The 21917-nt window shown below is 60.2% G+C and carries 24 protein-coding genes, 1 pseudogene and 1 riboswitch; of the genes and pseudogenes, 11 read left to right on the top strand and 14 right to left on the bottom strand.

Annotated elements, in window-relative coordinates; genetic code table 11:
• Positions 1–30 precede the first annotated feature (30 nt).
• From ACUN0G_RS18320 to ACUN0G_RS18310, 3 genes are all read right to left on the bottom strand, one after another.
• Positions 31–1890, bottom strand: a complete 1860-nt coding sequence (locus tag ACUN0G_RS18320; protein ID WP_258347925.1) for a DUF1302 domain-containing protein — start codon at positions 1888–1890, stop codon at positions 31–33.
• Positions 1891–2221: 331 nt separating this feature from the next.
• Entirely contained in the window at positions 2222–3904 is a 1683-nt protein-coding gene (locus ACUN0G_RS18315) for a fatty acid--CoA ligase (protein ID WP_167662891.1), read from the bottom strand.
• Positions 3905–4035: 131 nt separating this feature from the next.
• Positions 4036–4668 (bottom strand): LysE family translocator, encoded by a 633-nt coding sequence (locus ACUN0G_RS18310; RefSeq protein WP_445573956.1) that lies wholly within the window; start codon positions 4666–4668, stop codon positions 4036–4038.
• A gap of 84 nt (positions 4669–4752) precedes the next feature.
• Here ACUN0G_RS18310 and ACUN0G_RS18305 point away from each other — a divergent pair, with 84 nt between their 5' ends.
• From ACUN0G_RS18305 to ACUN0G_RS18295, 3 genes are all read left to right on the top strand, one after another.
• Positions 4753–5718 carry a 2-hydroxyacid dehydrogenase gene (locus tag ACUN0G_RS18305; RefSeq protein WP_445575565.1) on the top strand — a complete coding sequence of 322 codons (966 nt, stop codon included), beginning with the start codon at positions 4753–4755 and terminating at the stop codon, positions 5716–5718.
• 30 nt (positions 5719–5748) lie between these two features.
• Positions 5749–6747 (top strand): methyltransferase, encoded by a 999-nt coding sequence (locus ACUN0G_RS18300; protein WP_445573955.1) that lies wholly within the window; start codon positions 5749–5751, stop codon positions 6745–6747.
• Positions 6748–6797: 50 nt separating this feature from the next.
• Positions 6798–6919, top strand: a riboswitch (yybP-ykoY riboswitch).
• Between the two features lie 87 nt (positions 6920–7006).
• Positions 7007–7591, top strand: a complete 585-nt coding sequence (locus ACUN0G_RS18295) for a TMEM165/GDT1 family protein (protein WP_003216166.1) — start codon at positions 7007–7009, stop codon at positions 7589–7591.
• Between the two features lie 160 nt (positions 7592–7751).
• On the opposite strand, the gene ACUN0G_RS18290 is transcribed toward ACUN0G_RS18295, so the two are convergent.
• Positions 7752–8570, bottom strand: a complete 819-nt coding sequence (locus tag ACUN0G_RS18290; RefSeq protein WP_258347932.1) for a M48 family metallopeptidase — start codon at positions 8568–8570, stop codon at positions 7752–7754.
• A gap of 189 nt (positions 8571–8759) precedes the next feature.
• On the opposite strand from ACUN0G_RS18290, the pseudogene ACUN0G_RS18285 reads away from it, so the two are divergent.
• Positions 8760–10103, top strand: a pseudogene (locus tag ACUN0G_RS18285) (HAMP domain-containing protein); the annotation flags it as partial.
• Positions 10104–10118: 15 nt separating this feature from the next.
• The gene (locus ACUN0G_RS18280) at positions 10119–10961 is read left to right on the top strand and encodes a methyl-accepting chemotaxis protein (RefSeq protein ID WP_404608822.1); all 843 of its coding nucleotides are present in this window, start codon (positions 10119–10121) and stop codon (positions 10959–10961) included.
• A gap of 133 nt (positions 10962–11094) precedes the next feature.
• On the opposite strand, the gene ACUN0G_RS18275 is transcribed toward ACUN0G_RS18280, so the two are convergent.
• From ACUN0G_RS18275 to ACUN0G_RS18265, 3 genes are read right to left on the bottom strand one after another with little or no spacing between them, the layout of a single operon-like run.
• The gene (locus ACUN0G_RS18275; RefSeq protein ID WP_003216163.1) at positions 11095–11715 is read right to left on the bottom strand and encodes an SOS response-associated peptidase; all 621 of its coding nucleotides are present in this window, start codon (positions 11713–11715) and stop codon (positions 11095–11097) included.
• 36 nt (positions 11716–11751) lie between these two features.
• Positions 11752–12012, bottom strand: coding sequence for a DUF2007 domain-containing protein (locus ACUN0G_RS18270; RefSeq protein WP_258347936.1), 261 nt, complete (start codon positions 12010–12012; stop codon positions 11752–11754).
• A 10-nt stretch (positions 12013–12022) separates the two neighbouring features.
• Entirely contained in the window at positions 12023–12202 is a 180-nt protein-coding gene (locus tag ACUN0G_RS18265) for a CPXCG motif-containing cysteine-rich protein (RefSeq protein ID WP_017477711.1), read from the bottom strand.
• Positions 12203–12346: 144 nt separating this feature from the next.
• On the opposite strand from ACUN0G_RS18265, the gene ACUN0G_RS18260 reads away from it, so the two are divergent.
• Positions 12347–13510: a 1-acyl-sn-glycerol-3-phosphate acyltransferase gene (locus tag ACUN0G_RS18260; RefSeq protein WP_029615884.1), complete on the top strand. Its 1164-nt coding sequence runs from the start codon at positions 12347–12349 to the stop codon at positions 13508–13510.
• A 136-nt stretch (positions 13511–13646) separates the two neighbouring features.
• On the opposite strand, the gene ACUN0G_RS18255 is transcribed toward ACUN0G_RS18260, so the two are convergent.
• Entirely contained in the window at positions 13647–13904 is a 258-nt protein-coding gene (locus tag ACUN0G_RS18255) for a hypothetical protein (protein ID WP_258347940.1), read from the bottom strand.
• A gap of 181 nt (positions 13905–14085) precedes the next feature.
• Here ACUN0G_RS18255 and ACUN0G_RS18250 point away from each other — a divergent pair, with 181 nt between their 5' ends.
• Complete coding sequence (locus ACUN0G_RS18250) at positions 14086–14295, top strand: hypothetical protein (RefSeq protein ID WP_008434269.1); 210 nt, start codon at positions 14086–14088, stop codon at positions 14293–14295.
• Positions 14296–14352: 57 nt separating this feature from the next.
• Here the strand turns inward: ACUN0G_RS18250 and ACUN0G_RS18245 are convergent, their stop codons facing one another.
• Positions 14353–14937: a YajG family lipoprotein gene (locus ACUN0G_RS18245; RefSeq protein ID WP_003216157.1), complete on the bottom strand. Its 585-nt coding sequence runs from the start codon at positions 14935–14937 to the stop codon at positions 14353–14355.
• A gap of 184 nt (positions 14938–15121) precedes the next feature.
• Between ACUN0G_RS18245 and ACUN0G_RS18240 the strand changes: the two genes are divergently transcribed.
• A complete protein-coding gene (locus ACUN0G_RS18240) occupies positions 15122–15355 on the top strand; it encodes a hypothetical protein (RefSeq protein WP_445573954.1) in 234 nt (77 codons plus the stop codon).
• An 8-nt stretch (positions 15356–15363) separates the two neighbouring features.
• On the opposite strand, the gene ACUN0G_RS18235 is transcribed toward ACUN0G_RS18240, so the two are convergent.
• Positions 15364–15684 (bottom strand): hypothetical protein, encoded by a 321-nt coding sequence (locus ACUN0G_RS18235; protein WP_143503552.1) that lies wholly within the window; start codon positions 15682–15684, stop codon positions 15364–15366.
• Between the two features lie 397 nt (positions 15685–16081).
• Here ACUN0G_RS18235 and mqo point away from each other — a divergent pair, with 397 nt between their 5' ends.
• Positions 16082–17590, top strand: a complete 1509-nt coding sequence (mqo, locus tag ACUN0G_RS18230) for a malate dehydrogenase (quinone) (protein WP_445573953.1) — start codon at positions 16082–16084, stop codon at positions 17588–17590.
• An 88-nt stretch (positions 17591–17678) separates the two neighbouring features.
• On the opposite strand, the gene ACUN0G_RS18225 is transcribed toward mqo, so the two are convergent.
• The 4 genes from ACUN0G_RS18225 to ACUN0G_RS18210 form a co-directional block, all read right to left on the bottom strand.
• Positions 17679–17966 carry a PA4642 family protein gene (locus tag ACUN0G_RS18225; protein ID WP_258347950.1) on the bottom strand — a complete coding sequence of 96 codons (288 nt, stop codon included), beginning with the start codon at positions 17964–17966 and terminating at the stop codon, positions 17679–17681.
• 203 nt (positions 17967–18169) lie between these two features.
• On the bottom strand, positions 18170–18655 hold the full coding sequence (locus ACUN0G_RS18220) for a hypothetical protein (protein WP_445573952.1): 486 nt from the start codon (positions 18653–18655) through the stop codon (positions 18170–18172).
• A 35-nt stretch (positions 18656–18690) separates the two neighbouring features.
• Positions 18691–19158 (bottom strand): WbuC family cupin fold metalloprotein, encoded by a 468-nt coding sequence (locus tag ACUN0G_RS18215; protein WP_445573951.1) that lies wholly within the window; start codon positions 19156–19158, stop codon positions 18691–18693.
• 3 nt (positions 19159–19161) lie between these two features.
• A complete protein-coding gene (locus ACUN0G_RS18210) occupies positions 19162–19719 on the bottom strand; it encodes a hypoxanthine-guanine phosphoribosyltransferase (protein WP_003216150.1) in 558 nt (185 codons plus the stop codon).
• A gap of 165 nt (positions 19720–19884) precedes the next feature.
• Between ACUN0G_RS18210 and upp the strand changes: the two genes are divergently transcribed.
• Positions 19885–20523, top strand: a complete 639-nt coding sequence (gene upp, locus ACUN0G_RS18205; RefSeq protein WP_003216149.1) for a uracil phosphoribosyltransferase — start codon at positions 19885–19887, stop codon at positions 20521–20523.
• 2 nt (positions 20524–20525) lie between these two features.
• Positions 20526–21800: a uracil-xanthine permease family protein gene (locus tag ACUN0G_RS18200; protein ID WP_003216147.1), complete on the top strand. Its 1275-nt coding sequence runs from the start codon at positions 20526–20528 to the stop codon at positions 21798–21800.
• The last annotated feature ends 117 nt before the right edge of the window (positions 21801–21917 follow it).

Here is a 21917-nt window from a genome sequence, read left to right as displayed (position 1 = left end):
CTGAAAACATACTGCTTAAAGAGAGTGTGCTTAGAAGTTCACGCCAGCGCTCAAGGCGATGAAGTCACGGTCATCCACCGTGGTGAATTTGCCGCCAAAGAAGTTGGTGTAGTTGAGGCTGACGGTGTAGGTGTTCTGGTACTCGGCATCGACACCCAGGCTGACGGCCTTGCGACCCTCTTCGAAGTTGCCGCCAGGACCTGGCGAGTAGCCTTTGACGTCATGGGACCACGCCACGTTGGGCTTGAGGTTTACACCGGCGAAGACGTCCGGGTATTCCCAGATGGCACGAGCGCGATAGCCCCAGGAGGTGGCCGTGGTGTAGCCGTCGTTGTTGCAGTTGGTGTTCAGGCCAGCGGCATTCGGCAGACCGGCGCCGTTGGCCGTCGAGTTGTTAAGGGCGTTACAGAACCCGCCTGGCAGCGTGCCAGGACCGAACACCGGATCACGGCCATAACGCGCCTCGGATTTGCTTTCCAGGCCGCCGACGTGGGTCACGCCAATTTCACCGACCGTGGTCAAACGGCTGGCGCCCATGACCTGATCAAAGAAGTGCGTAAAGGTGGTCTGGAACTGCGTAACTTCCTTGCGGTTATAGCCATGCAAGTCCTGGCCGGGGCTGCCCTTGAGCACCGAGGCATTCCCGAAGCCCGGGATCGGCGTAACACCCGCATAGAGAATGTCGGTGGTGCTGAGCTGGACTGGCGCGTTTGGCCGATAGCTCAACTCACCGCTCCAGGCGGTACCGGTAGGCAGCGTGGTGGAGAAGCTCAAGCCGTACAGGCGGATGTCTTCAGGGTACTCAATGAAGTAGTTGGAACTGCCCGCAACAATCAGCGGCCGCAGCGCACCCAGCGGCCCCAGAGGCCGGGTATAGGCCGATGCTGGCGCACCTTGGGCGCTGAAGATCGGCGCACGGCTGTGGTAGTTCATGAAGTAGGCGCCGAATTCGGTATCCAGCGGCTCGAAGTTGTAGTGCATCGCCACGCCGAACTGGCCGCTGTCGCGGGCGTCACGGTCCGGCCCACGGCGCACCAGCACACCTTCGTTGTTCACATCCACGCCCAGGGCGTTGAGGGTAGGCAGCGCAGCGCCTGGAATGGTCGAGCGCTTGTTCAGCACCCGCAGGTTGTTGCTGCAGCCGTCGGAAACCACATCCGGCTGCGAGAAGAACGTGCCGCAGTTGTCGGTTACCGTCTGGTCCCATTCCAACTGATAGAACGCTTCTGCCGACAAGTTATCGGTCAGGGTCTGCGACACATAGAACATGTTGACCGGGATCAGGCCTTCCTTGATCTCGGCCCCGGGACGACGGAATGCGGACACGTCGATCGGGTTGATGGAGTTGATGCCCCCACCGATGAAGGTACTTTCACCCCAGCTCACCACCTGCTTGCCGAACCGCACGTTACCTGGCAGATCGGCAATGGTGTAGTTGTGATAGACGAATGCATCGAGAATCTGCCCGCCAGAAGACTTGGCGCCCTCTTTACGGTTGTTGTTGCTGACATTCTTGAAGTCCAGGTCTTCGTTTTGCAGCGCGAAGTCATACCAGTACTTGCCCCGGACAAACACGCCGGTGTCGCCGTATTTCAACTCAAGGTCATGGATACCCTTGAAGATCTTCGAGAAGGAATCACCTTTGTCGAAGTTCAGGTGACCGTCATCCGAGGTTTGCGACAACCCCCTGCCGCCGTTGTTGGCGCCGATCAGGTCTTTGTTGCGACCCGCCGTCGACCAACTGGCCCCGACCGACAGGGACGAATCAAAGCTGCCTTCGATTTCACCGATGTTGAAACTGACGCCGAATGCAGGCCCGGCGAGCGTAGAGGCGAGGCTGACGGCCAAAGGCAGTTTTGCCCGGCGCCAGAACTGGTTTGCTGAGATCATCGACGCTACTCCATGTGCATTATTGTTATGGCAGTGAGTCGTTTCCAAGGGCTTGTAACGGCCGGAATACAACGATTCCAATGCCGGGCGAACACATGAACCCGCCGGGCTCACAGCACCGCACCTTGAAAAACTCTGGGATGAACTATAGCCAGCAGGGGGTACCGCTTGATCCCTCTAAAGTGTGATTTGCATCACCAACCCGTCTGCCACAGTCCTTTTCGCCATGCTGACGAAGGTCAGCGACGGAAGGATGGCTGAAAATTGGCAAATCACAAGTGAAGGCTCGGAATAGAGCGCCGCCGTGCCCGCGAGGGCACGGCAAGCAGTGTCAGAGGGTAGAGAGGAAGGTACTGTTGTTGGCTTGCCATTCGATGATGTCGATACGGATACGTTTTTTGTCGAGCTTGCCGACGCTGGTCTTGGGAATTTCCGTAACAACGGCGATCTGGCTTGGAATCGCCCACTTGCTCAAGTGGCCCAATTCCACGAATGGCTTGAGATGTTCCTTGAGCTCCTTGGCCCCTATCACATGGCCATCACGCACCACCAGCAACGCAAACGGGCGCTCGCCCCACTGCGGGTCGGCAATCCCCACCACCGCTACTTCGCGTACCGCCGGGTGACGGCTGACCAGGTCTTCCAGCGCCAGGGACGAGATCCACTCGCCGCCGGTCTTGATCACATCCTTGATGCGGTCGCGAATATCGATCACGCCAAACGCGTCGAGGGTGGCCACATCGCCGGTGTGCATCCAGCCGCCGGCCCAGAGCTCCGCGCCCTTTTCCGGCTCGTTGAAGTAGCCTTCGCTGAGCCACGGCGCGCGCAATACCAATTCGCCTTGGGATTCGCCATCGGCGGGCAGGAAGTTGCCGTCGCCATCGATGATCGCCGCTTCCACCAAAGGCCCGGGCACGCCGGCCTTGATGCGATAGGTGGTGCGCTCGTCTTCGGTGCCGGCCATCAATTCTTCATTGAGGTGGGCGCAGGACACCAGCGGCCCGGTCTCGGACATGCCATACGCTGCCGTCAGCTGAATTCCACGGGCCTTGGACGCTTCATACAGCGAACGATTGAGCGCGCTGCCGCCGATGACGATTTTCCAGCCGCTGAAATCCACGCCCTGGCCAGCCTTGGCGTTGAGCACCATTTGCAGGATGGTCGGCACGCAATGGGAGAACGTGACCTTCTCTTTGCGCCACAGCTCCACCAGGTATTCGGGGTCGTAGCGGCCGGGATAAACCTGCTTCAGGCCGAGCATGGTCGCCACATAGGGCAAGCCCCAGGCGTGCACATGGAACATCGGGGTGATCGGCATGTAGACGTCGTTGGTGCCCAGCAAGCGCACGCTGTCGACGCTGCCCATGATGGTCGCCACGCCCATGGTGTGCAGCACCAGTTGGCGATGGGTGAAATACACGCCTTTGGGATTGCCCGTAGTGCCGGTGGTGTAGAAGGTGGTGGCGACGGAGTTTTCGTCGAAATCCTGGAAGTCGTAGCGAGGGCTTGCTGCTGCCAACAACGTTTCGTACTCACCCACGAGGTTGGGCAACTCGGCGGTTTTATCCGCGCCGTCGGTGAGCAGCAGGGTTTTGTCGACGGTGGTGAGGTGGCCGGCGATGGCCTGGTAGAGCCCCACGAACTCGCTGTTGACCAGCACAAAGCGGTCCTCGGCATGGTTCATGGTGTACAGAATCTGTTCCGGCGACAGGCGCACGTTGATGGTGTGGATGACTGCGCCAATCATCGGAATGGCAAACATGCATTCCAGGTAGCGGTGGCTGTCCCAGTCCATCACGGCCACGGTGTCACCGGCCTTGACCCCGGCCTCGGTCAGCACATTGGCCAGGCGGGCGACGCGCTCGATCAGGGTCGGATAGGTATAACGCAACTGGTCGCGGTAGACGATTTCCCGGGTCTTCTCGTAGCGTGTCCCGGACATCAACAGGCGTTTGATCAACAGCGGGTATTGGTAGGCGCCTTCGGCGGGCGGGATAACACGAGTCTGCAACATACGAATCCCTTATCTGACTGCACGGTCTTGGCTGAAACATCTGCACTGTAGAGCGCTTATGTTTCAGCCAAATCACCCAAAGGAATGATTTGCAGAACCCAATGAATGCTAGCTTTGCGCCAGCATCCGGCTTATTTCATGCTGGTAAACGCCAGCTTCACGCCGATGGCAATCAGCACCGCGCCCATGGTGCGGTCGAACCAGTGGCCCATGCGTGCAAAACCGGCACGTACGCGTTGCTGGCTGAACAGCATGGCCACCAGGCAAAACCAGATCGCGGTCGCCACGGCCAGGTACAGCCCGTAACCGGCCTGGATCGCCAGCGGTGTGTGGGGATTGATCACCACGGTGAACAGCGACAGGAAGAACAGCGTGGCCTTGGGGTTCAGGCCGTTGGTAACAAAACCCGAGGTGAACGCGCCACGGGCGGTGCGCTCGCCCTCTTCAAGGTGCAGGTCTTCTTCACTGGCAGGCTTGGCCGGCTGAGCGCGCAGGGCCTTGAAGCCGATGTACAGCAGGTAGGCCGCGGCCGCCCATTTCAATGCGTTGAACAGCACGATGGACTGGGACACGATCAAGCCGATGCCCAGCAGTGAATACCCCACGTGCAGGAAAATCGCCGAGCCGACGCCCAACGCCGTCCAGGTGCCGGCGCGCCGGCCATGGGTCACGCTTTCACGTACCACCACGGCGAAGTCCGGGCCAGGGCTGGCCACCGCCAACAGGTGAATCAGTGCCACGGTCAAGAACTCGGTGAGGTACATGCACACTCCAGGAAGTAACTGATTATTTCATCTGATAGGCTCGGCAGATTACGCCTTCGAACCTCGTCGCAAAAGGTACAGTTGATAATGAACAATCGCCGCGCCGTCTTCCTTGATCACCCTTCCCTGGACCTCGGGGACCTGGACCTCAGCGGGTTGCGGGCACTCTTCAGCGAGCTGAGCCTGCACCAGCAGACCACACCCGAAAACATTATCGAACGCCTGCAAAGCGCGCAGGTGGCCATCAGCAACAAGATCGCGCTGAATGCCGAGACCCTGGCGGCCTGCCCCGAGCTGAAGCTGATCCTGGTGACCGCCACCGGCACCAACAACGTCGACCTGGTCGCCGCCCGCGCCCACGGCGTTACCGTAAGCAATTGCCAGGGTTACGGCACGCCGTCGGTGGCGCAGCATACGATCATGCTGCTGCTCAATCTTGTGACGCGCCTGAACGACTATCAGCGGGACGTGCAGGCGGGGCTTTGGCAACAAGCCAAGCAGTTCTGCCTGCTGGACCATCCGATCGTCGAGCTGGAAGGCAAAACCCTCGGCCTGCTGGGCCATGGTGAGTTGGGCGGCGCCGTTGCGCGCCTGGCTGAAGCCTTCGGCATGCGCGTGATCCTGGGTGCCATTCCAGGCCGTCCGGCTCGTGCCGATCGCGTGCCGCTGGACGAACTGCTGGCGCAGGTCGACGCGCTGACCCTGCACTGCCCGCTCAACGAGCACACCCGTGACTTTATCGGTGCCCGCGAACTCGCCTTGCTCAAGCCTGGCGCCTTCATCGTCAACACCGCCCGCGGTGGCCTGATCAATGAACAAGCCTTGGCCGATGCCCTGCGCAGCGGTCATCTGGGCGGCGCGGCGACCGACGTGTTGAGTGTCGAACCCCCGGTCAACGGCAATCCGCTGCTGGCCGGCGACATCCCGCGCTTGATCGTCACCCCGCACAACGCCTGGGGCAGCCGCGAAGCCCGGCAGCGAATCGTCGGCCAATTGATCGAAAACACTCAGGGCTTTTTCAGCGGCGCCCCGCTGCGCGTCGTCAGTTGATAAACTGCGCCCCTTTTCAAGGAGCAGACCATGGATCCGCGCAGTGAAGTACTGCTTCGCCAGGCCGAACTTTTTCAAGGCGACGTGCTGCTGGTGGGCTTGCCCGCCGACGACCTGCTGGGCCGCCTGCCCAATGGCCACGGCTGGAGCTGGCATGCCGGCGACCAGGCCGCACTGGACGCGCGTTTTGCCGAGCGCAGCCAGTTCGGCGTGAACGTGCCCGAGCGTTCGTTCGACACGGCGGTGGTGTTCCTGCCCAAGTCCAAGGACCTCACCGATTACCTGCTCAATGCCGTGGCGGCGCGTTTGCCCGGCAAAGAGTTGTACCTGGTCGGGGAAAAGAAAGGCGGTATCGAAAGTGCGGCCAAGCAACTGAACCCGTTCGGCAAACCGCGCAAGCTCGACAATGCGCGGCACTGCCAGTTGTGGCTGGTCACGGTGGCCAACGCCCCCGAGCCGGTTGAGCTGGAAAGCCTGGCGCAGGTGTTCGAGGTGCCGCTGGCTGAAGGGCCGCTCAAGGTGGTGAGCCTGCCGGGCGTGTTCAGCCATGGTCGCCTGGATCGCGGTACCGCATTGCTGCTGGAGCACCTGGACAAGTTGCCAAGCGGGCACTTGCTGGATTTCGGTTGTGGGGCTGGCGTGCTGGGAGCGGCGGTCAAACGTCGATACCCGCATAACACGGTGACGATGCTCGACGTGGATGCCTTCGCCGCCGCCAGCAGTCGTCTGACCCTGGCGGCCAACGGCCTGGAAGCCGAGGTGTTGACCGGTGATGGCATCGACGCAGCACCGATGAATCTGAACGCGATTTTGAGCAACCCGCCGTTCCATGTCGGGGTGCACACCGATTATTTCGCCACCGAGAACTTGCTGAGAAAAGCAGCCAAACATCTGGCAAAAGGCGGCGAACTGCGCTTGGTAGCGAATAGCTTCCTGAAGTATCAGCCGCTGATCGAAGAGCATCTTGGGGTGTGCGCAATCAAGGCAGAAGGCCAGGGTTTTCGCATTTACCGTGCCAAGCGCGGCTGAAATCTTTTTCCAAAAGAAGGCTTGCCGAATGGATTTTGCCTAGGCAGAATCCGCTCCGTCCTAGGGGAGTAGTCTCCCACGAGCGCCACGCTCGTCCGGCATACGTCAACATACTTGGTCAACAGGCCATGGCGTATGCGACCCAGGAGTCCGCACAGACGGACCGGGGTTTGACAAGACCTATGACACGAACACCTTACCCGGGGCGGGAAGGCTGTACGTGTCATAGCCGTGTCGACCCGCCCCTGGAACTTACCTGATGCTGGATTCTCTGCTCGTCCCTACCGCAATCGTTGCCTTGGCCGAAATTGGCGACAAGACGCAACTGCTCGCGCTCATTCTCGCTGCACGCTTTCGCAAACCCTGGCCGATCATCGCCGGCATCGTCGCCGCGACCCTGGCCAACCATGCGGCCGCCGGTGCCGTGGGGGCCTGGTTCGGGAGTTTCTTCTCAGATGCGGTGTTGCACTGGATCCTCGCGGCGAGCTTCTGTGCCACCGCGCTCTGGACTCTGGTGCCCGACAAGCTCGACGATGACGAAGCCAGTACATCCCGCAAGTTCGGGCCATTCCTGACCACGCTGATCGCGTTCTTCCTCGCGGAAATCGGCGACAAGACCCAGATCGCTACCGTGATGCTCGCGGCGCAATACCCGGAACTGTGGCTGGTGATTATCGGCACGACCCTAGGCATGTTGATTGCCAACGTACCGGTGGTGCTGGCGGGGAATTTCGCGGCGGACAAATTGCCGCTGACGCTGATTCGTCGACTGGCGGCTACGGCGTTTTTCATCCTGGCCATTGTTGCGGTGTACAAGGCCATGCAGAGCAGTGGCTGGATCTAAACGCAACCCCATATGGGAGCTGGGCTTTTGTGGGAGCTGGCTTGCCTGCGATAGCATCACCTCGGTGCAACTGACACACCGAGGTGCCCGCATCGCGGGCAAGCCCGACTCCCACACAAGCCGGGCCCCCATATTCAGATTTGCATTTCAGCCTTATAAATCAGGATTTTTTCGCCTGCTGATACAACGGCATCACCTTCGGAATCGCCGCTTGCAACGAGGCGATCCGGCTGTCGGAGGCCGGGTGAGTGCTCATGAACTCAGGTGGCGAACCTTCCGAGGCCTTGGCCATTTTGTTCCACAGCGTAATCGCCGCGTTCGGGTTGTAACCGGCACGCGCCGACAACTCCAGGCCAATCAGGTCCGCTTCGTTTTCGTTGCTGCGGCTGTTGGGCAAGGTCATGCCGTAGTTGGCCACGGTATCGGCCAGCGCCAGGCTGTCCTGACCCAGGCCGAACAAGGCACCGGCCCCCTGCTTCGCCATTTCGATACCGTAGGCCTTGGACATGGCTTCGCGGCCGTGCTCACGCAAGGCGTGGGCAATTTCATGGCCCATCACGGCGGCGAGTTCGTCGTCGGTCAGTTTGAGATTGTCGATCAACGCGCTGTAGACAAAGATCTTGCCGCCAGGCCCGCAGTTGGCGTTCATCTCGTCACTTTTGATCAGGTTCACTTCCCACTTCCACTGCGCCGCATCCGGGCGGAAGGTGGGCGCCTGGGCGATCAAGCGGTTGGCAATGGCCTGTACGCGCTTGGCGTTGGCACTGGTCTTGTCCACCAGCCCTTTGCCACTGGCTTCACCCAGGGTCTGCTGGTACGACTGCGCATACATCTGGTCGACTTCCTGGCTCGACAACATGCTGAACATGTACTGCTTGCGCTCGACGCCCACGGCGCCGCCGCTGGTGGTGTTGACTGACTGACAACCGGCGAGCATAACCGCCGCGCCCAACGCACATACCGCTACTGTCTTTTTCATCAACCTGCTCCCTGGAAACATGGCGCGTATCGTAGTCGGCCAATTGTATCGACGCCAGATACAACAGACGTGTAGCTGCCTGATTTCAGACATATCCCACACCGCCGCAAAAAATTCACAAAACACTGGCGACCATTCCATTTGCGACATTCGCCGATCCGGCACAGTCATTTTGAGGGGATCCCCCTCATGTCTCCCCCGCTCGTGGCCGATATAAACAAGCAGCCAATCTCCCCAGCGCTCGGAGCCGTCATGAAGTTCAAGTCGATTCAATTTTCTGTTGCGGCACTGGCCGGGGCCATCGTGCTGAGCGTGGTAGCGGTGCTGGTGCTGTACGCCTTGTTCGCCGGCGCGCGCACCCAGGAGATGGTGCAGGAACGCACCCAAGGGCAATTCGAACAGATTATCGAACAGCGCCTGACCGCGCTGGCGCGAACCCAGGCGACGCTGATCCAGCGTGAACTGGAAGCGCCATTGGTGACGGCCAAAGGCCTGGCCACCACCAACGCCCTGATGGGCATGAAGGACGCCAGCGGCAACCCACAACTGGCCATCTCCCGCGAACAACTGATCAACCTGATCCACGAAACCGTGGTGCGCAACCCTAAGATCCTCGGCGCCTATATTGGCTGGGAAGCCAACGCCATCGACCACAACGACGCCGCCTACGTGAACAGCCCGGTGGTCGGCATCGAAACCAACGGTCGCTTCCTGCCCTGGTGGTTCCGCAATGAGGACGGCAGCCTGGGCCTGGATAAACTCGCCGACGTGGCCGATCAGAAAATCCTCTCCACCGGCGTGCGCGCCAGTGAGTACTACCTGTGCTCCAAGGAAAGCAAAAAGCCCTGCGCCATCGACCCGGCCCCTTATAAAGTGGGCAACGCGATGGTGATGCTCGCCTCGTTTATCGAACCGATCATGATCGACGGCACCTTTCAGGGCATCGTCGGCGCCGACCTGTCGGTGAACTTCATCCAGGACATGCTCACCAAGGCTGATCAGAATTTGTACAACGGTGCCGGTGAACTGGCGCTGATTTCCAGCAACGGTCGTCTGGTGGCCTACACCCAGGACGCCAGCAAACTCGGCGAAAAAGCCAGCGACGTGCTCGACAGCAATGAACTGGCGAACCTGAGCCAGCTGAAAATCGGCGAAGTGCGTTACGACGTCGACAAGCAACACGGGCATATCGAGTTGTTCCTGCCGTTCAACATCGGCCAGACCGATGCCCGCTGGACTTTGATGCTGCAACTGCCTCTGAGCGCGGTGATGGCCGACTTGCAGGCCATGCAACATGACCTCGACGCCCAGCGCAAAACCGATATTTTCGGCATGGCCATGGCCGGGCTGCTGATCGCCGGCATCGGCTTGCTGGTGATCTGGCTGGTGGGCCACGGCATTGCCCGGCCGCTCAAGCAAATGGTGGCGATGCTCAATGACATCGCCCAGGGCGAAGGCGACCTGACCCGGCGCCTGACCAGTGATCGCGCCGACGAACTGGGGGCGATTGCCAGCGGCTTCAATACATTCCTGGCCAAGTTGCAGGGAATGATTACCCAAGTGGTGAGCTCGGTGCAGAAGGTCAGCGACTCGTCGGAGCACACTGCCGACATCGCGATTCGCACCAACCAGGGCGTGCACAAGCAAATGGTCGAGATCGACCAGGTGGCCACCGCCGTACACGAGATGACCGCGACGGCCCAGGACGTGGCCCGCAACGCCACCCAGGCCGCACAAGCCGCCAGCCACGCAGACCAGGCGGCGAGCCAGGGCATGCAGATTGTGCGCGACACCTCCACCTCCATCGGCGCCCTCGCCGAGGAAATCGGCAAGGCTGTCGGTGTGGTGCAGGCATTGGCCAAGGACAGCGAAAACATCAACGCCATCCTTACGGCGATTCGCGGGATTGCCGAGCAGACCAACCTGCTGGCGCTCAACGCGGCAATCGAAGCAGCACGGGCCGGTGAGCAAGGTCGCGGGTTTGCGGTGGTGGCCGACGAGGTGCGCAACCTGGCGCAGAAGACCCAGAAGGCTACCGAAGAAATTCAGACCATGATCCAGCAACTGCAACAAGGCACCCGCGACGTGGTGCGGGTGATGGAAGACAGCCAGAACCGTACCGATGAAAGCGTGCAACACGCGGCCAAGGCGGCTCAGGCGCTGGAGACCATTACCCAGGCGGTGTCGGTGATCAACGACATGAACACCCAGATCGCCAGCGCCGCCGAGGAACAGAGCGCGGTGGCCGAAGACATTAACCGTAATGTGATCAATATCGGGCAGGTGGCCAATGAAGTGGCGGGTGGGGCGGATGAATCGAGTGCAGCCAGTGCGGACCTGACCAAGCTGGCGGAGCAGCAGCGGCGGTTGATCAATCAGTTCAAGGTTTAAGTCAAGCGGCGCCCTTTCGGGCGCCTTCGCGAGCAAGCCCGCTCCCACATTCGACCGCATTCCTTCAGTTGGAATGCAATCAAATGTGGGAGCGGGCTTGCTCGCGAAGAGGCCAGCTAATTCAACCTATGACTCAACCCGGAGTCAGGCACTCCGGTCCATTCAGCTTCGGATCGTTGACCATGTTGGCCAGTACCCGCTCGCGCAACGCAGTGGGTTCACTGGCCAACAAAGCCTGCAAGGTGTGCAACGGCGTCTCGGGGTTCAACCAGGCTGCCTGCCCCGCCGCATCCAGAATGAGCGGCCGGCGCTGACTCTGCGCAGCCTGGGTCACCACCGCGGTACTCAGCCACACCTGCTCCTGCACCGGATACGCTTCCCAGATCGCCGCAAAGAACAGCGTGCTGCCCTCCCCCGGCGTCAGCCAGTACGGGCGCTTGCGCTGGGTGCCGCGCCATTCGTAGAAGCCATTGGCCGGCAACAGGCAGCGGCGCTGGCGAAAGGCTTCGCGAAACATCGGTTGCTCTGCCAGGGTTTCCGCGCGGGCATGGGCAGGCGTGCGCGAGAGATCGGTCAGCCAGGGCGGCGTCAGGCCCCAGCGCGCCCGAGCCAGGGTGTGCTGGCCGTCGCTGAGGCGCTGGATCAGCACCGAATCATTGGGGGAGATGTTCCACTGGGCCTGCTGGTCGGCCGGAAAGCCCGGCAAGGCAGCAAACGCAGGGTTCCAGCGAAACAGGGCATAACGTCCACACATGGGGCAACACGACTCTTGGAGAAACTGGCCGACAGCCTAACAGACCAACACGTCGGGAAAGCTGTCGGGTTCATCACCGGGCACCGGTTGCGCGCCGTTGTAGGCAGTGATCAGCTCACGGGCGTAGGCCGCCTGTTCATTCTCCACTGCCAGGGCCAGCAGGCCATAGATCGGTAATTCGCCGGTGCCACCGAGCAAATCGCGCCCCACCAGGTGCGCGGTGATGCCCTCGCTTTCGAGCATGCCTTGCAGCAGCTCGCCTTCCATCAGGTTTTCCGGTTCGTAGATTCGCTGCATGGGCGTACCTTTATTCGTTCTCGCTGCGCACGTTGAGCATCCATTCGTCGCCGTGAACCTGCAATTCGAAAACGATGGGCCGGCAGCACACCGGGCAATCTTCTATATATTCCTGATCGCCTGCCGACAGATCCAGTAACGCCGTGACTACCTCGCCACAATAAGGACATTCGTACGACTCCTCTTCCATCGCGGTCTCCAAGGTGACTTGTGCGTATAATCGCCGGTCTATTTACAGGGCTATTTTTCGTCCCGGTCAATTGCCCGGACCACGCCCTGATATTTATTGTTCCAAACCTTTACTTACCCTAGCCGTTTCTAACAAGAGAGCATGATGGGCGAATTCGATACCATCCGACCTTACAACGACAGCGAAGTCCCGGCAGTGCTGGCCCGACTGTTCAGTGACAAGGCCTTTCTGGACATCCTGACCCACTTTCGCTTTCCGCGCTTTGCTGGCGCCTTCGGCTGGCTGCTCAAGCCGATGATCGCCCATAAACTGCGCCGTGAGTTTGCCGGCGTCACCACCGTGGCCACGCTACAGGACAAAGTCGAGTTTTACGTCGACCACACCATCGAGCGCGCGACCGACGGGGTGACTTATACCGGCGTCGAGCAGTTCAAGTCCGGCAGCGCCTACCTGTTCCTGGCCAACCACCGCGACATCGTGATGGACCCGGCCTTCGTCAACTACGCTGTGTACCACGCCGGCCTGCCCACGCCACGCATCGCCATCGGTGACAACCTGCTGCAAAAGCCGTTTGTCAGCGACCTGATGCGCCTGAACAAGAGTTTCATCGTGCACCGCTCGATCACCGGGCGCAAAGAGAAGATGGCGGCTTATCAGCTGCTGTCGGCGTACATCAACCATTCGATTCGCAATGACTGCCAGTCGATCTGGATCGCCCAGGCCGAAGGCCGCGCCAAGGATGGGGATGATCGCACCGAGTCGGCGATCCTCAAGATGTTCCACATGAGCCGCAAGGACGAGCCGTTCGCCGAAGTCATTCAGTCACTCAACCTGACGCCTGTGTCCATCAGCTACGAATACGACCCGTGTGACGCAGCCAAGGCCCGCGAGCTGTACATCCGCGCCACTACTGGCACCTACAGCAAGGCGCCGGGGGAGGATGACGTGAGCATTGCCCTGGGCATCACCGGTTACAAGGGCCGGGTGCACGTCAACTTCGCGCCGCCGATCACCGAGGCGTTCGAAGACACCAAACTGCTGGCAATCGAGATGGACCGGCAGATTCTGGGCGGTTATCGGTTGTTCCCGGTGCATTACCTGGCGTACGCCCAATGGAGCGATGCCGACCCGCAATTGCAGGTGCCGACCGCAGCCGAGGTGTTCCCTGCGGATGAGTTGGCCAAGGCGAAAGCCGAGTGGGAGCGGCGCTTGAATGCGTGCCCGGCCGAGCATCGGCCATATCTGGTGCTGCAATACGCGACGCCGGTGAGGAATCAGTATCGGGTCAAGGCCGGGATTGCCCTGTAACCCGGTACCAGCAACCGCGCAAACCTAATGTGGGAGCGGGCTTGCTCGCGAATGCAGAGTGTCAGTCAATACATCTGGTGACTGATACACCGCATTCGCGAGCAAGCCCGCTCCCACATTTGTTTTCAGGGTGTTCTTACAATCGGGTACTGAACAAGGACACCAGCAACGCCAGCCCGAGCCAGACAAAACCCAGCCGGTAGAACAGGCGATGGGTACGCTGCGTCAGCACATCAAGAAACAGCATCGGTTGATCAATGGCCCGCAGTTCGCTTTGCGCGGCAAGCCTGGCCATCGCGCGCTGTTCGCGCAGGCGTGTGACAAACAACAACCAGGCCGCCGGGCAGGCCAGCAACAGGGCAAGGGAATTGAGCAGTAGTGCGGTCAGCGACATCGCAAACCTCGATGTATCAGTGTCTTGGTATCAATCCAGATACAAACCTGAATGATATGCGCCGCCTGCGCGTCATTACTCCTTCCCCATTGACGGCTAATGTATCCAGTAATTTACAGCGTCACCTGAACGTCACCTTAACAAGCCACTCTGTTGCCCTTCGAACGCCCGGGAGCTTGTCATGTTGCACGCGCAGAACCAGGATCGGCTGTATCTGATTGCCCCAAGTGATGAGCAAGAGGCGCTGGTGGGCGGCCTCGCGTTCAATGTGCAGGACCGCCACTGGCTGGTTTACTGCGCCCTCGGCGGGCACCAGCACGCCGACCTGCCGGAGCTGGATTTGCTGACTGGAGTGAGTGTGCTGGACTTTTATGTCGAAACGGCTGCATGAAAACTGCAGGCGTAAAAAAACCGGGCTCATCGCTGAGCCCGGTTTTTTTATGCACGGTTATTGCGAGCTGAGCAGCGAACCGATGCTCGGGTCCTTGAACAGACGCGTCAGGGCGTCGCTCAACACGTCGCTGACCAGCTTGGTGTTGGTCTCCTGGTTCGGCGCCATACCGAAGCGCTGGTCCAGGGATGCGCCGTAGCGGCCGCTGTAGCGACGGGTGCCGGCAGTCACGTCGGACTTGAAGGTCGCGCCGATGGTGGCTTCAGTTACGTACAGGCCTTCCTTGGGCGACTGATACTTCAGCTCGGCCAGGGTGATGGTCAGTTGTGGAGCACCGGGCGAGTTGGACGGGGTGAAGCCCAGCAGGCGCACAGCCGCTTCGGCCTGGGCTTGCAGCTTGGGCAGCACGTCGGCACCGGTCACCGTGATAGCACTGGTTTCCGGGTACAGGCCGCCACGAGTGCCCAGGGTCGGCGACGGGCGCCCATCAACCACACGCACCGACACCGGCTGGCCATGGCCCACAGGCGCCAGTTGGGTGGTGATTTTCGGTTGCGGGCTGAGTTGTTGCGGGCTGTGGGCGCAGCCAACCAGGGTCAAACTGGTCACAGTGATCAAACCGAACAACAGGCGTTGCAACATACTCATTTCTCCAGGACTAGATGCAAACAGGGCGCCAGTATAACGGTGAGCGCTCGCCACTCACCAGAAATCCTGAACGGAGCCTGAACTGTCGGCGAAATTACAATTTTCACACAGAACCGTCACCCCACTGTCATGCCAGACTGCCAACCTTTGCAGCATGTAACGAACCAGGTACACAGCCATGCGCCTTCTCAAATCACTGTTCTTTTCCCATACCAGCCATCGTCACTTTGCCCTGCTCGATGCCCAAGGCTGCTGCCAGGCCTTCAAGCAGTGCAGCCTGCCGCCCGTCGGTGAAGGTTGGGTCGAAGTCGAAGAGACTCGCCTGAGCTGGATGCACCGCCCGCTGCCGGCCAGCGCCCGGATCAACCCGCGGGTTTCGCAGCCACAGCAACGGCATGTGTTGGTCTCCTGACCAGACTGCTAATAAAAGTCATTAAACACGCCCATTTGCGCGCATTTCTTCGCTACAATCTCCCCCCGATTATAAGGACGTCTCCTGATCGGGCCTCGCAGCATCGCTAATGCTCCTGTATTAGCTCCCCGCACCGCCCACAGAGAGCCGCCCACACAGATCGAGTGAAGCTGGCGAGCTTGCTGTTTTCTTTGCAAACCATCGTCTTTACCCGAATCTGCCAGAGCTGCCATGCGCTCGGCCACTTGAGTTGTTTGCCCGTTTTGCCGCTTGCCGGCAGTGATTTCGGGCCAGGTGCCAGGCTGGGGCAGCCCTTTTTTGAGGTTCACGTCTTCAAAAGAGCGTGAAAAAAACGGGTTTTCACAACTTCACAAGAGTGTGGCGAGCAAATGAATAGTTTTGCGTTTGTACAAGCACCATCAGCGTCTGGAACAGCCCCACCACACAGGACCGAGTACTCCTCAAGAACCGGAGCTTGAAGCCTGTCCGCTACGGATTTGGTTGCACGATCGGACGAGCTTGACCATAAGTCGAATTGCCACAGGTGCCCTTAAATGCGTTCATACGCAGATCAGGCCCGGTCGGCAGCGTCCGCTTGCGATAAATTGCGAAGAATCGGACATGGCGATCCTGGCCATGGGTAACCTGGGGCATCACGTGAACCGCCCCGTCACTCCTGGCAGCCATGCCGTCAATTTGGTGCTGCAGATTTTGGAGACGCGTTAAATGGCGCATAACGAAGCAGTCGACGTAGTACTGGTAGGTGCGGGCATCATGAGTGCCACCCTCGCCGTACTGCTCAAAGAGCTCGACCCCAGCCTCAAGCTGGAAGTCGTTGAGCTGATGGATTCGGGTGCCGCGGAAAGTTCCAACCCGTGGAACAACGCCGGTACCGGCCACGCCGGGCTGTGTGAGCTGAACTACACACCGCAGGCCGCTGACGGCTCCATCGACATCAAGAAAGCCGTGCACATCAACACCCAATTCGAGGTGTCGAAGCAATTCTGGGCTTACTTGACCAAGAAAGGCACCTTCGGCTCGTCCAAGTCCTTTATCAGCCCCGTGCCGCACCTGAGCTTCGTGCAGGGCGAGAAAGGCGTGTCGTTCCTCAAAAAGCGTTTTGAAACCCTCAGCCAGCACCACGCGTTCTCGGACATGCATTACACCGAAGACCGCAGCGAGATGGCCGAGTGGATGCCGCTGATGATGCCCGGTCGCCCGCTGGACGAAAAAATCGCTGCCACCCGCGTGATGAACGGCACCGACGTCAACTTCGGCGCCCTGACCAACCAGTTGCTCTCGCACCTGACCAGCGCACCGGATGCCCAGGTCAAGTACAGCAAGCGCGTCACCGGCCTCAAGCGCAACGGCGCCGGCTGGACCGTGAGCATCAAGGACGTCAACAGCGGCAACTCCCGTGATGTCGACGCCAAGTTCGTGTTCCTCGGCGCCGGTGGCGCGGCCCTGCCGCTGCTGCAGGCTTCGGGTATCGAAGAAAGCAAAGGTTTCGGCGGCTTCCCGGTCAGCGGCCAGTGGCTGCGTTGCGACAACCCGGAGGTGGTCAAGCACCACCAGGCCAAGGTCTACAGCCAGGCGGCCGTGGGTTCGCCACCGATGTCGGTGCCGCACCTCGACACCCGCGTGGTGGATGGCAAGAAATCCCTGCTGTTCGGGCCATACGCCGGCTTCACCACCAAGTTCCTCAAACACGGTTCATTCCTTGACCTGCCGATGTCGATTCGTGCCGGCAACATCGGCCCGATGCTGGCCGTGGCACGGGACAACATGGACCTGACCAAGTACCTGGTCAGCGAAGTGCGCCAGTCCATGGAGCAGCGCCTGGAATCCCTGCGTCGCTTCTACCCTGAGGCAAAAGCCGAAGACTGGCGCCTGGAAGTGGCCGGCCAACGGGTGCAGATCATCAAGAAAGACCCGAAGAAAGGCGGCGTGCTGCAATTCGGTACCGAACTGGTTGCGGCCAAGGACGGTTCATTGGCTGCCCTGCTGGGCGCTTCCCCGGGCGCTTCGGTGACGGTGTCGATCATGCTGGAACTGATCGAACGCTGCTTCCCGACCAAAGCGGCCGGTGAATGGGCGGCCAAGCTGCACGAGATCTTCCCGGCGCGGGAGAAGGTCTTGGAGACTGATGCGCAGCTGTATCGCAAGATCAACACGCAGAACAACATCAGCCTGGAACTGGTTGAGCAGAGCAGCGAGACCGAAAGCTACGCTTGAGTGTCGTGACGTCAGTTGATGCATTCCCACGTAGAGCGTGGGAATGAAAAAACGCCCCGAATGGGGCGTTTTTTTTCGTCCGCAACAATCAGCCGCGGGCTTGTTCGATCAACTCGATGTACTCGGCGGCGTTGCGCTGGTCCTTGATCATTTCAACGAAGGTCTGGCCATGCTCGTCCTTGCCGTCGAGGTCCAGGCCGGCCTCCTTGAAAAACACCAGGAAGCGCTCGAAGTCGTCGATACGCAGGCCACGGTAGGCCTTGATCAGTTTGTGCAGGGACGGCGAAGTGGCGTCTACCGGCTCGAAATCCAGGAACAGCTTGATTTGCTCGTCGCCGATTTCATCACCAATCAGCTGTTTCTTATCTTTACGCATTACCGACTCCAGCCTGCAGACATTTACACGGGGTTTGAAGTCTACCTGCGAGGCCCTTTCTTCGAAAGCGCCGTTACACGCCTGCCCCCCGTAGCAGCTGTCGAGCGCCAGCGAGGCTGCGTGGGCCGCGCTGACAGGCTTGGACCGTGTCGCGCCTGACGCAGCCTCGCTGGCGCTCGACAGCTGCTACGGGGGCCCACGTGTTACTTGGAACGAACGGCGCCGGTGTGCAAGTCGGCCCAGATATGGCCGTTGGCGTAACTGAGGAACTGCACATACACCGTGTCGTTGCGCAGCAAATCGACGATGACCCGGTACTGGGTCATCGGGTACGACAAGGTCAGGGTTTTGCTTTTATCGTCGAACACCGGCTTTTTCAGGCTTTTGCTTTCGGCATCAAAGTTGAGGATCACCTGGGCGATGGTCGCGCCCTTGTTCAGGGACTTGCCCTTGAGGCGGATCATCAACGGTGAGGTCACCGGGATCGGCTGCTGGGTGGATTGGCGCTGGTTACCCACCACCACCGAATACTCGGTGACCTGCAGCAATTGCTGTTGGTCCGGAGCTTCGGCGCGCAGGGTCAGGTCGTCGGGCGGCAGGAATTGGCTATGCAGCGGCGCCGGAGCGGCCGCCAGGGGCAAACTGAAAGTCAGCGCCAGGGCGGCGCAACTGCGGATCAAAAAGCGCATGGGCCGCTCCGTGGAAGATGACCCAGCACTTTAGCTCAATCGAACTGGGCAAGCATCCAGCGCTGATACTCGGCTACTTCAGCATCGCCTTCACGGGGAGCCCAACTCGCCAGCTCACCCTCGCCCACTGGTCGATACGGTCCGGCTTTGCACTCGAACATCAAGGTATCGGGCTCCAGCACCACCAGGCCGTGAAACACACCGGGCGGCAAATCGACGCCCTGGCACTCACCGCCCGCCTGCATCACGCGCTTGGCCAGCACCTCGCCGGTCTCGCTGAAAATCAACAAGCCGAGACGACCCTTCAGCACCAGCAAGGTTTCCGCCTTATCGGCACTCAAATGACGATGAGGCGGCACATAGGTATTGGGCTGCATCGCGACGACCATGCGATGGCATGGCTCTTCCATCTGATGAAAGTTGTGGTGATGCCGGCCACGAGGACTGTCAGCCGCTTTCTCGGCCAACTCCGCAAACAGCGTTTGATCAAGAAAACTGGCCATTGATTACATCCCCTTAACGGCGTAGATCCCATTGGCATTACGCCAGTAGCCTTTGTAGTCCATACCGTAACCGAAAATGTAGCGGTCGATGCACGGCAGGCCCACGTAATCGGCTTTCAGGTCCGGACGGGCCTTGCGGTCATGGTCCTTGTCGATCAGCACGGCGGTGTGCACCTTGCGCGCGCCGGCGTGTTTGCAGAAGTCGATGATCGCGCCCAGGGTGTGCCCTTCGTCGAGGATGTCGTCGATGATCAGCACATCGCGGTCGATGAACGAGACTTCCGGCTTGGCTTTCCAAAACAGGTCGCCGCCGCTGGTTTCGTTGCGATAGCGGGTGGCGTGCAGGTAGGACGCTTCCAGCGGGAATTGCAGATGGGTGAGCAATTTACCGGCGAAAATCAGGCCACCGTTCATCACGCAAAAGACCACCGGGTTGGTGTCGGCCATTTCGCGGGAGATGTGCGCGCCGACCTTGGCGATGGCCTCTTCGACTTGCGCTTCGGTGTACAGGCAGTCAGCCTCGCGCATGATTTGACGGATATGCTCGAGATCAGCGGACATGGCGCTCTCCAAGGGGGTGCTGTGGCAAGAAAAGCGGGCAAAGGTACGCATGTGAGGCGCAACGTTCAAGCCTTAATGGACTAACGTACTAGATGTCTATAGGACAACACCCTCGGATAGATTAATCTAGGCCGGTTTTTTTGCCCGCCGCCGGAGCCTTTCCCCATGCCCATCCGTGAGATCCGCCACCCGCTGATCCGACATAAACTCGGCCTTATGCGCCGCGCCGACATTAGCACGAAGAACTTCCGTGAGCTTGCTCAGGAAGTTGGAGCGCTGCTCACCTACGAGGCGACCAAAGACCTGCCCCTGGAAAACTACGAGATCGCCGGTTGGTGTGGTCCCGTCCAGGTCGAGAAAATCGCCGGCAAGAAGATTACCGTGGTGCCGATCCTGCGCGCCGGTATCGGCATGCTTGAAGGCGTGCTCAGCCTGATCCCGGGCGCCAAGGTCAGCGCCGTGGGCGTGGCCCGCAATGAAGAAACATTGCAGGCCCACACCTACCTGGAAAAACTGGTACCGGAAATCGACGAGCGCCTGGCGATGATCATCGACCCGATGCTCGCCACCGGCAGCTCCATGGTTGCCACCATCGACCTGCTGAAAAAAGCCGGCTGCAAGGACATCCGCGCCATGGTGCTGGTAGCCGCTCCCGAAGGTATCGCCGCCGTCGAGAAAGCCCACCCGGACGTGTTGATCTACACCGCGTCCATCGATGAACGCCTGAACGAACACGGCTACATCATCCCGGGCCTGGGCGATGCCGGCGACAAGATCTTCGGTACCAAGCAGAAGGACGCGTGACCATGCAGGATGAATTCAACGACCCGCTTTGGCGCCAGATTCTGTCTGGCGCACAGATGCTCTTCGTAGCATTTGGCGCGCTGGTGTTGATGCCGCTGATCACCGGTCTCGATCCAAACGTCGCCCTGTTTACCGCAGGCTTGGGCACTTTGTTGTTCCAGGTGGTCACCGGGCGCCAAGTGCCGGTGTTCCTGGCGTCGAGCTTTGCGTTTATCACCCCGATCATTCTCGCCAAGGGCCAATTCGGCCTCGCGGCGACCATGGGCGGCGTGATGGCGGCAGGTTTCGTTTACACCTTCCTGGGGCTGGCGGTGAAGATCAAGGGCACCGGTTTCATCGACCGGCTGCTGCCGCCGGTGGTGATCGGGCCGGTGATTATCTCCATCGGCCTGGCCATGGCGCCGATTGCCGCCAACATGGCGATGGGCAAGGCGGGTGACGGTAGCGAGTTGATCCATTACCAAACCGCCATGCTGATCTCGATGCCGGCGCTGCTGACCACGTTGATCGTGGCGGTATTCGGCAAAGGCATTTTCCGCCTGGTGCCGATCATCTCCGGCGTGCTGGTGGGTTTCGCCATGTCGTTCTACTTCGGTGTAGTGGACACGGCGAAGATCGCTGCCGCACCGTGGTTCGCCCTGCCCCACTTCACCGCGCCGGAATTCAACTGGCAGGCGATCCTGTTTATCGTCCCGGTAGCCCTGGCCCCGGCCATCGAACACATCGGTGGTGTGATTGCCGTGGGCAGCGTGACCGGTCGCGACTACCTGAAGAAGCCCGGCCTGCACCGCACGCTATTGGGTGATGGCATCGCCACCACCGCTGCCGGCCTGTTCGGCGGCCCGCCCAACACGACCTACGCGGAAGTGACGGGCGCCGTGATGCTGACCAAGAACTACAACCCGAAAATCATGACCTGGGCGGCGGTGTTTGCCATCAGCCTGGCGTTTATCGGCAAGTTCGGCGCGTTGCTGCAAAGCATTCCAGTCCCGGTAATGGGCGGGATTCTATGCCTGCTGTTCGGCTCGATTGCCGCGGTGGGGATGAACACCCTGATCCGCCACAAGATCGACCTCGGCGAAGCACGCAACCTGGTGATTGTGTCGGTGACCCTGGTGTTCGGGATTGGCGGTGTGCTGGTAGGTACCGGCACCGGCCCGGATGACTTTGGCCTGAAGGGCATCGCCCTGTGTGCGGTGGTAGCGATTGCGTTGAATCTGCTGCTGCCGGGCAATGACGGCTGGAAGAACAAGAAGCCGGATGAGCCGCTGATCTAACTGCCAACGCAAAACCAATGTGGGAGCGGGCTTGCTCGCGAATGCAGTGTGTCATTCAGCACATCAGTGACTGAACCACCGCATTCGCGAGCAAGCCCGCTCCCACATTTTTTTGAG

It is taken from the genome of Pseudomonas sp. 32A, assembly GCF_052682255.1.
This window is presented reverse-complemented; position numbering and strand designations above follow the sequence as displayed.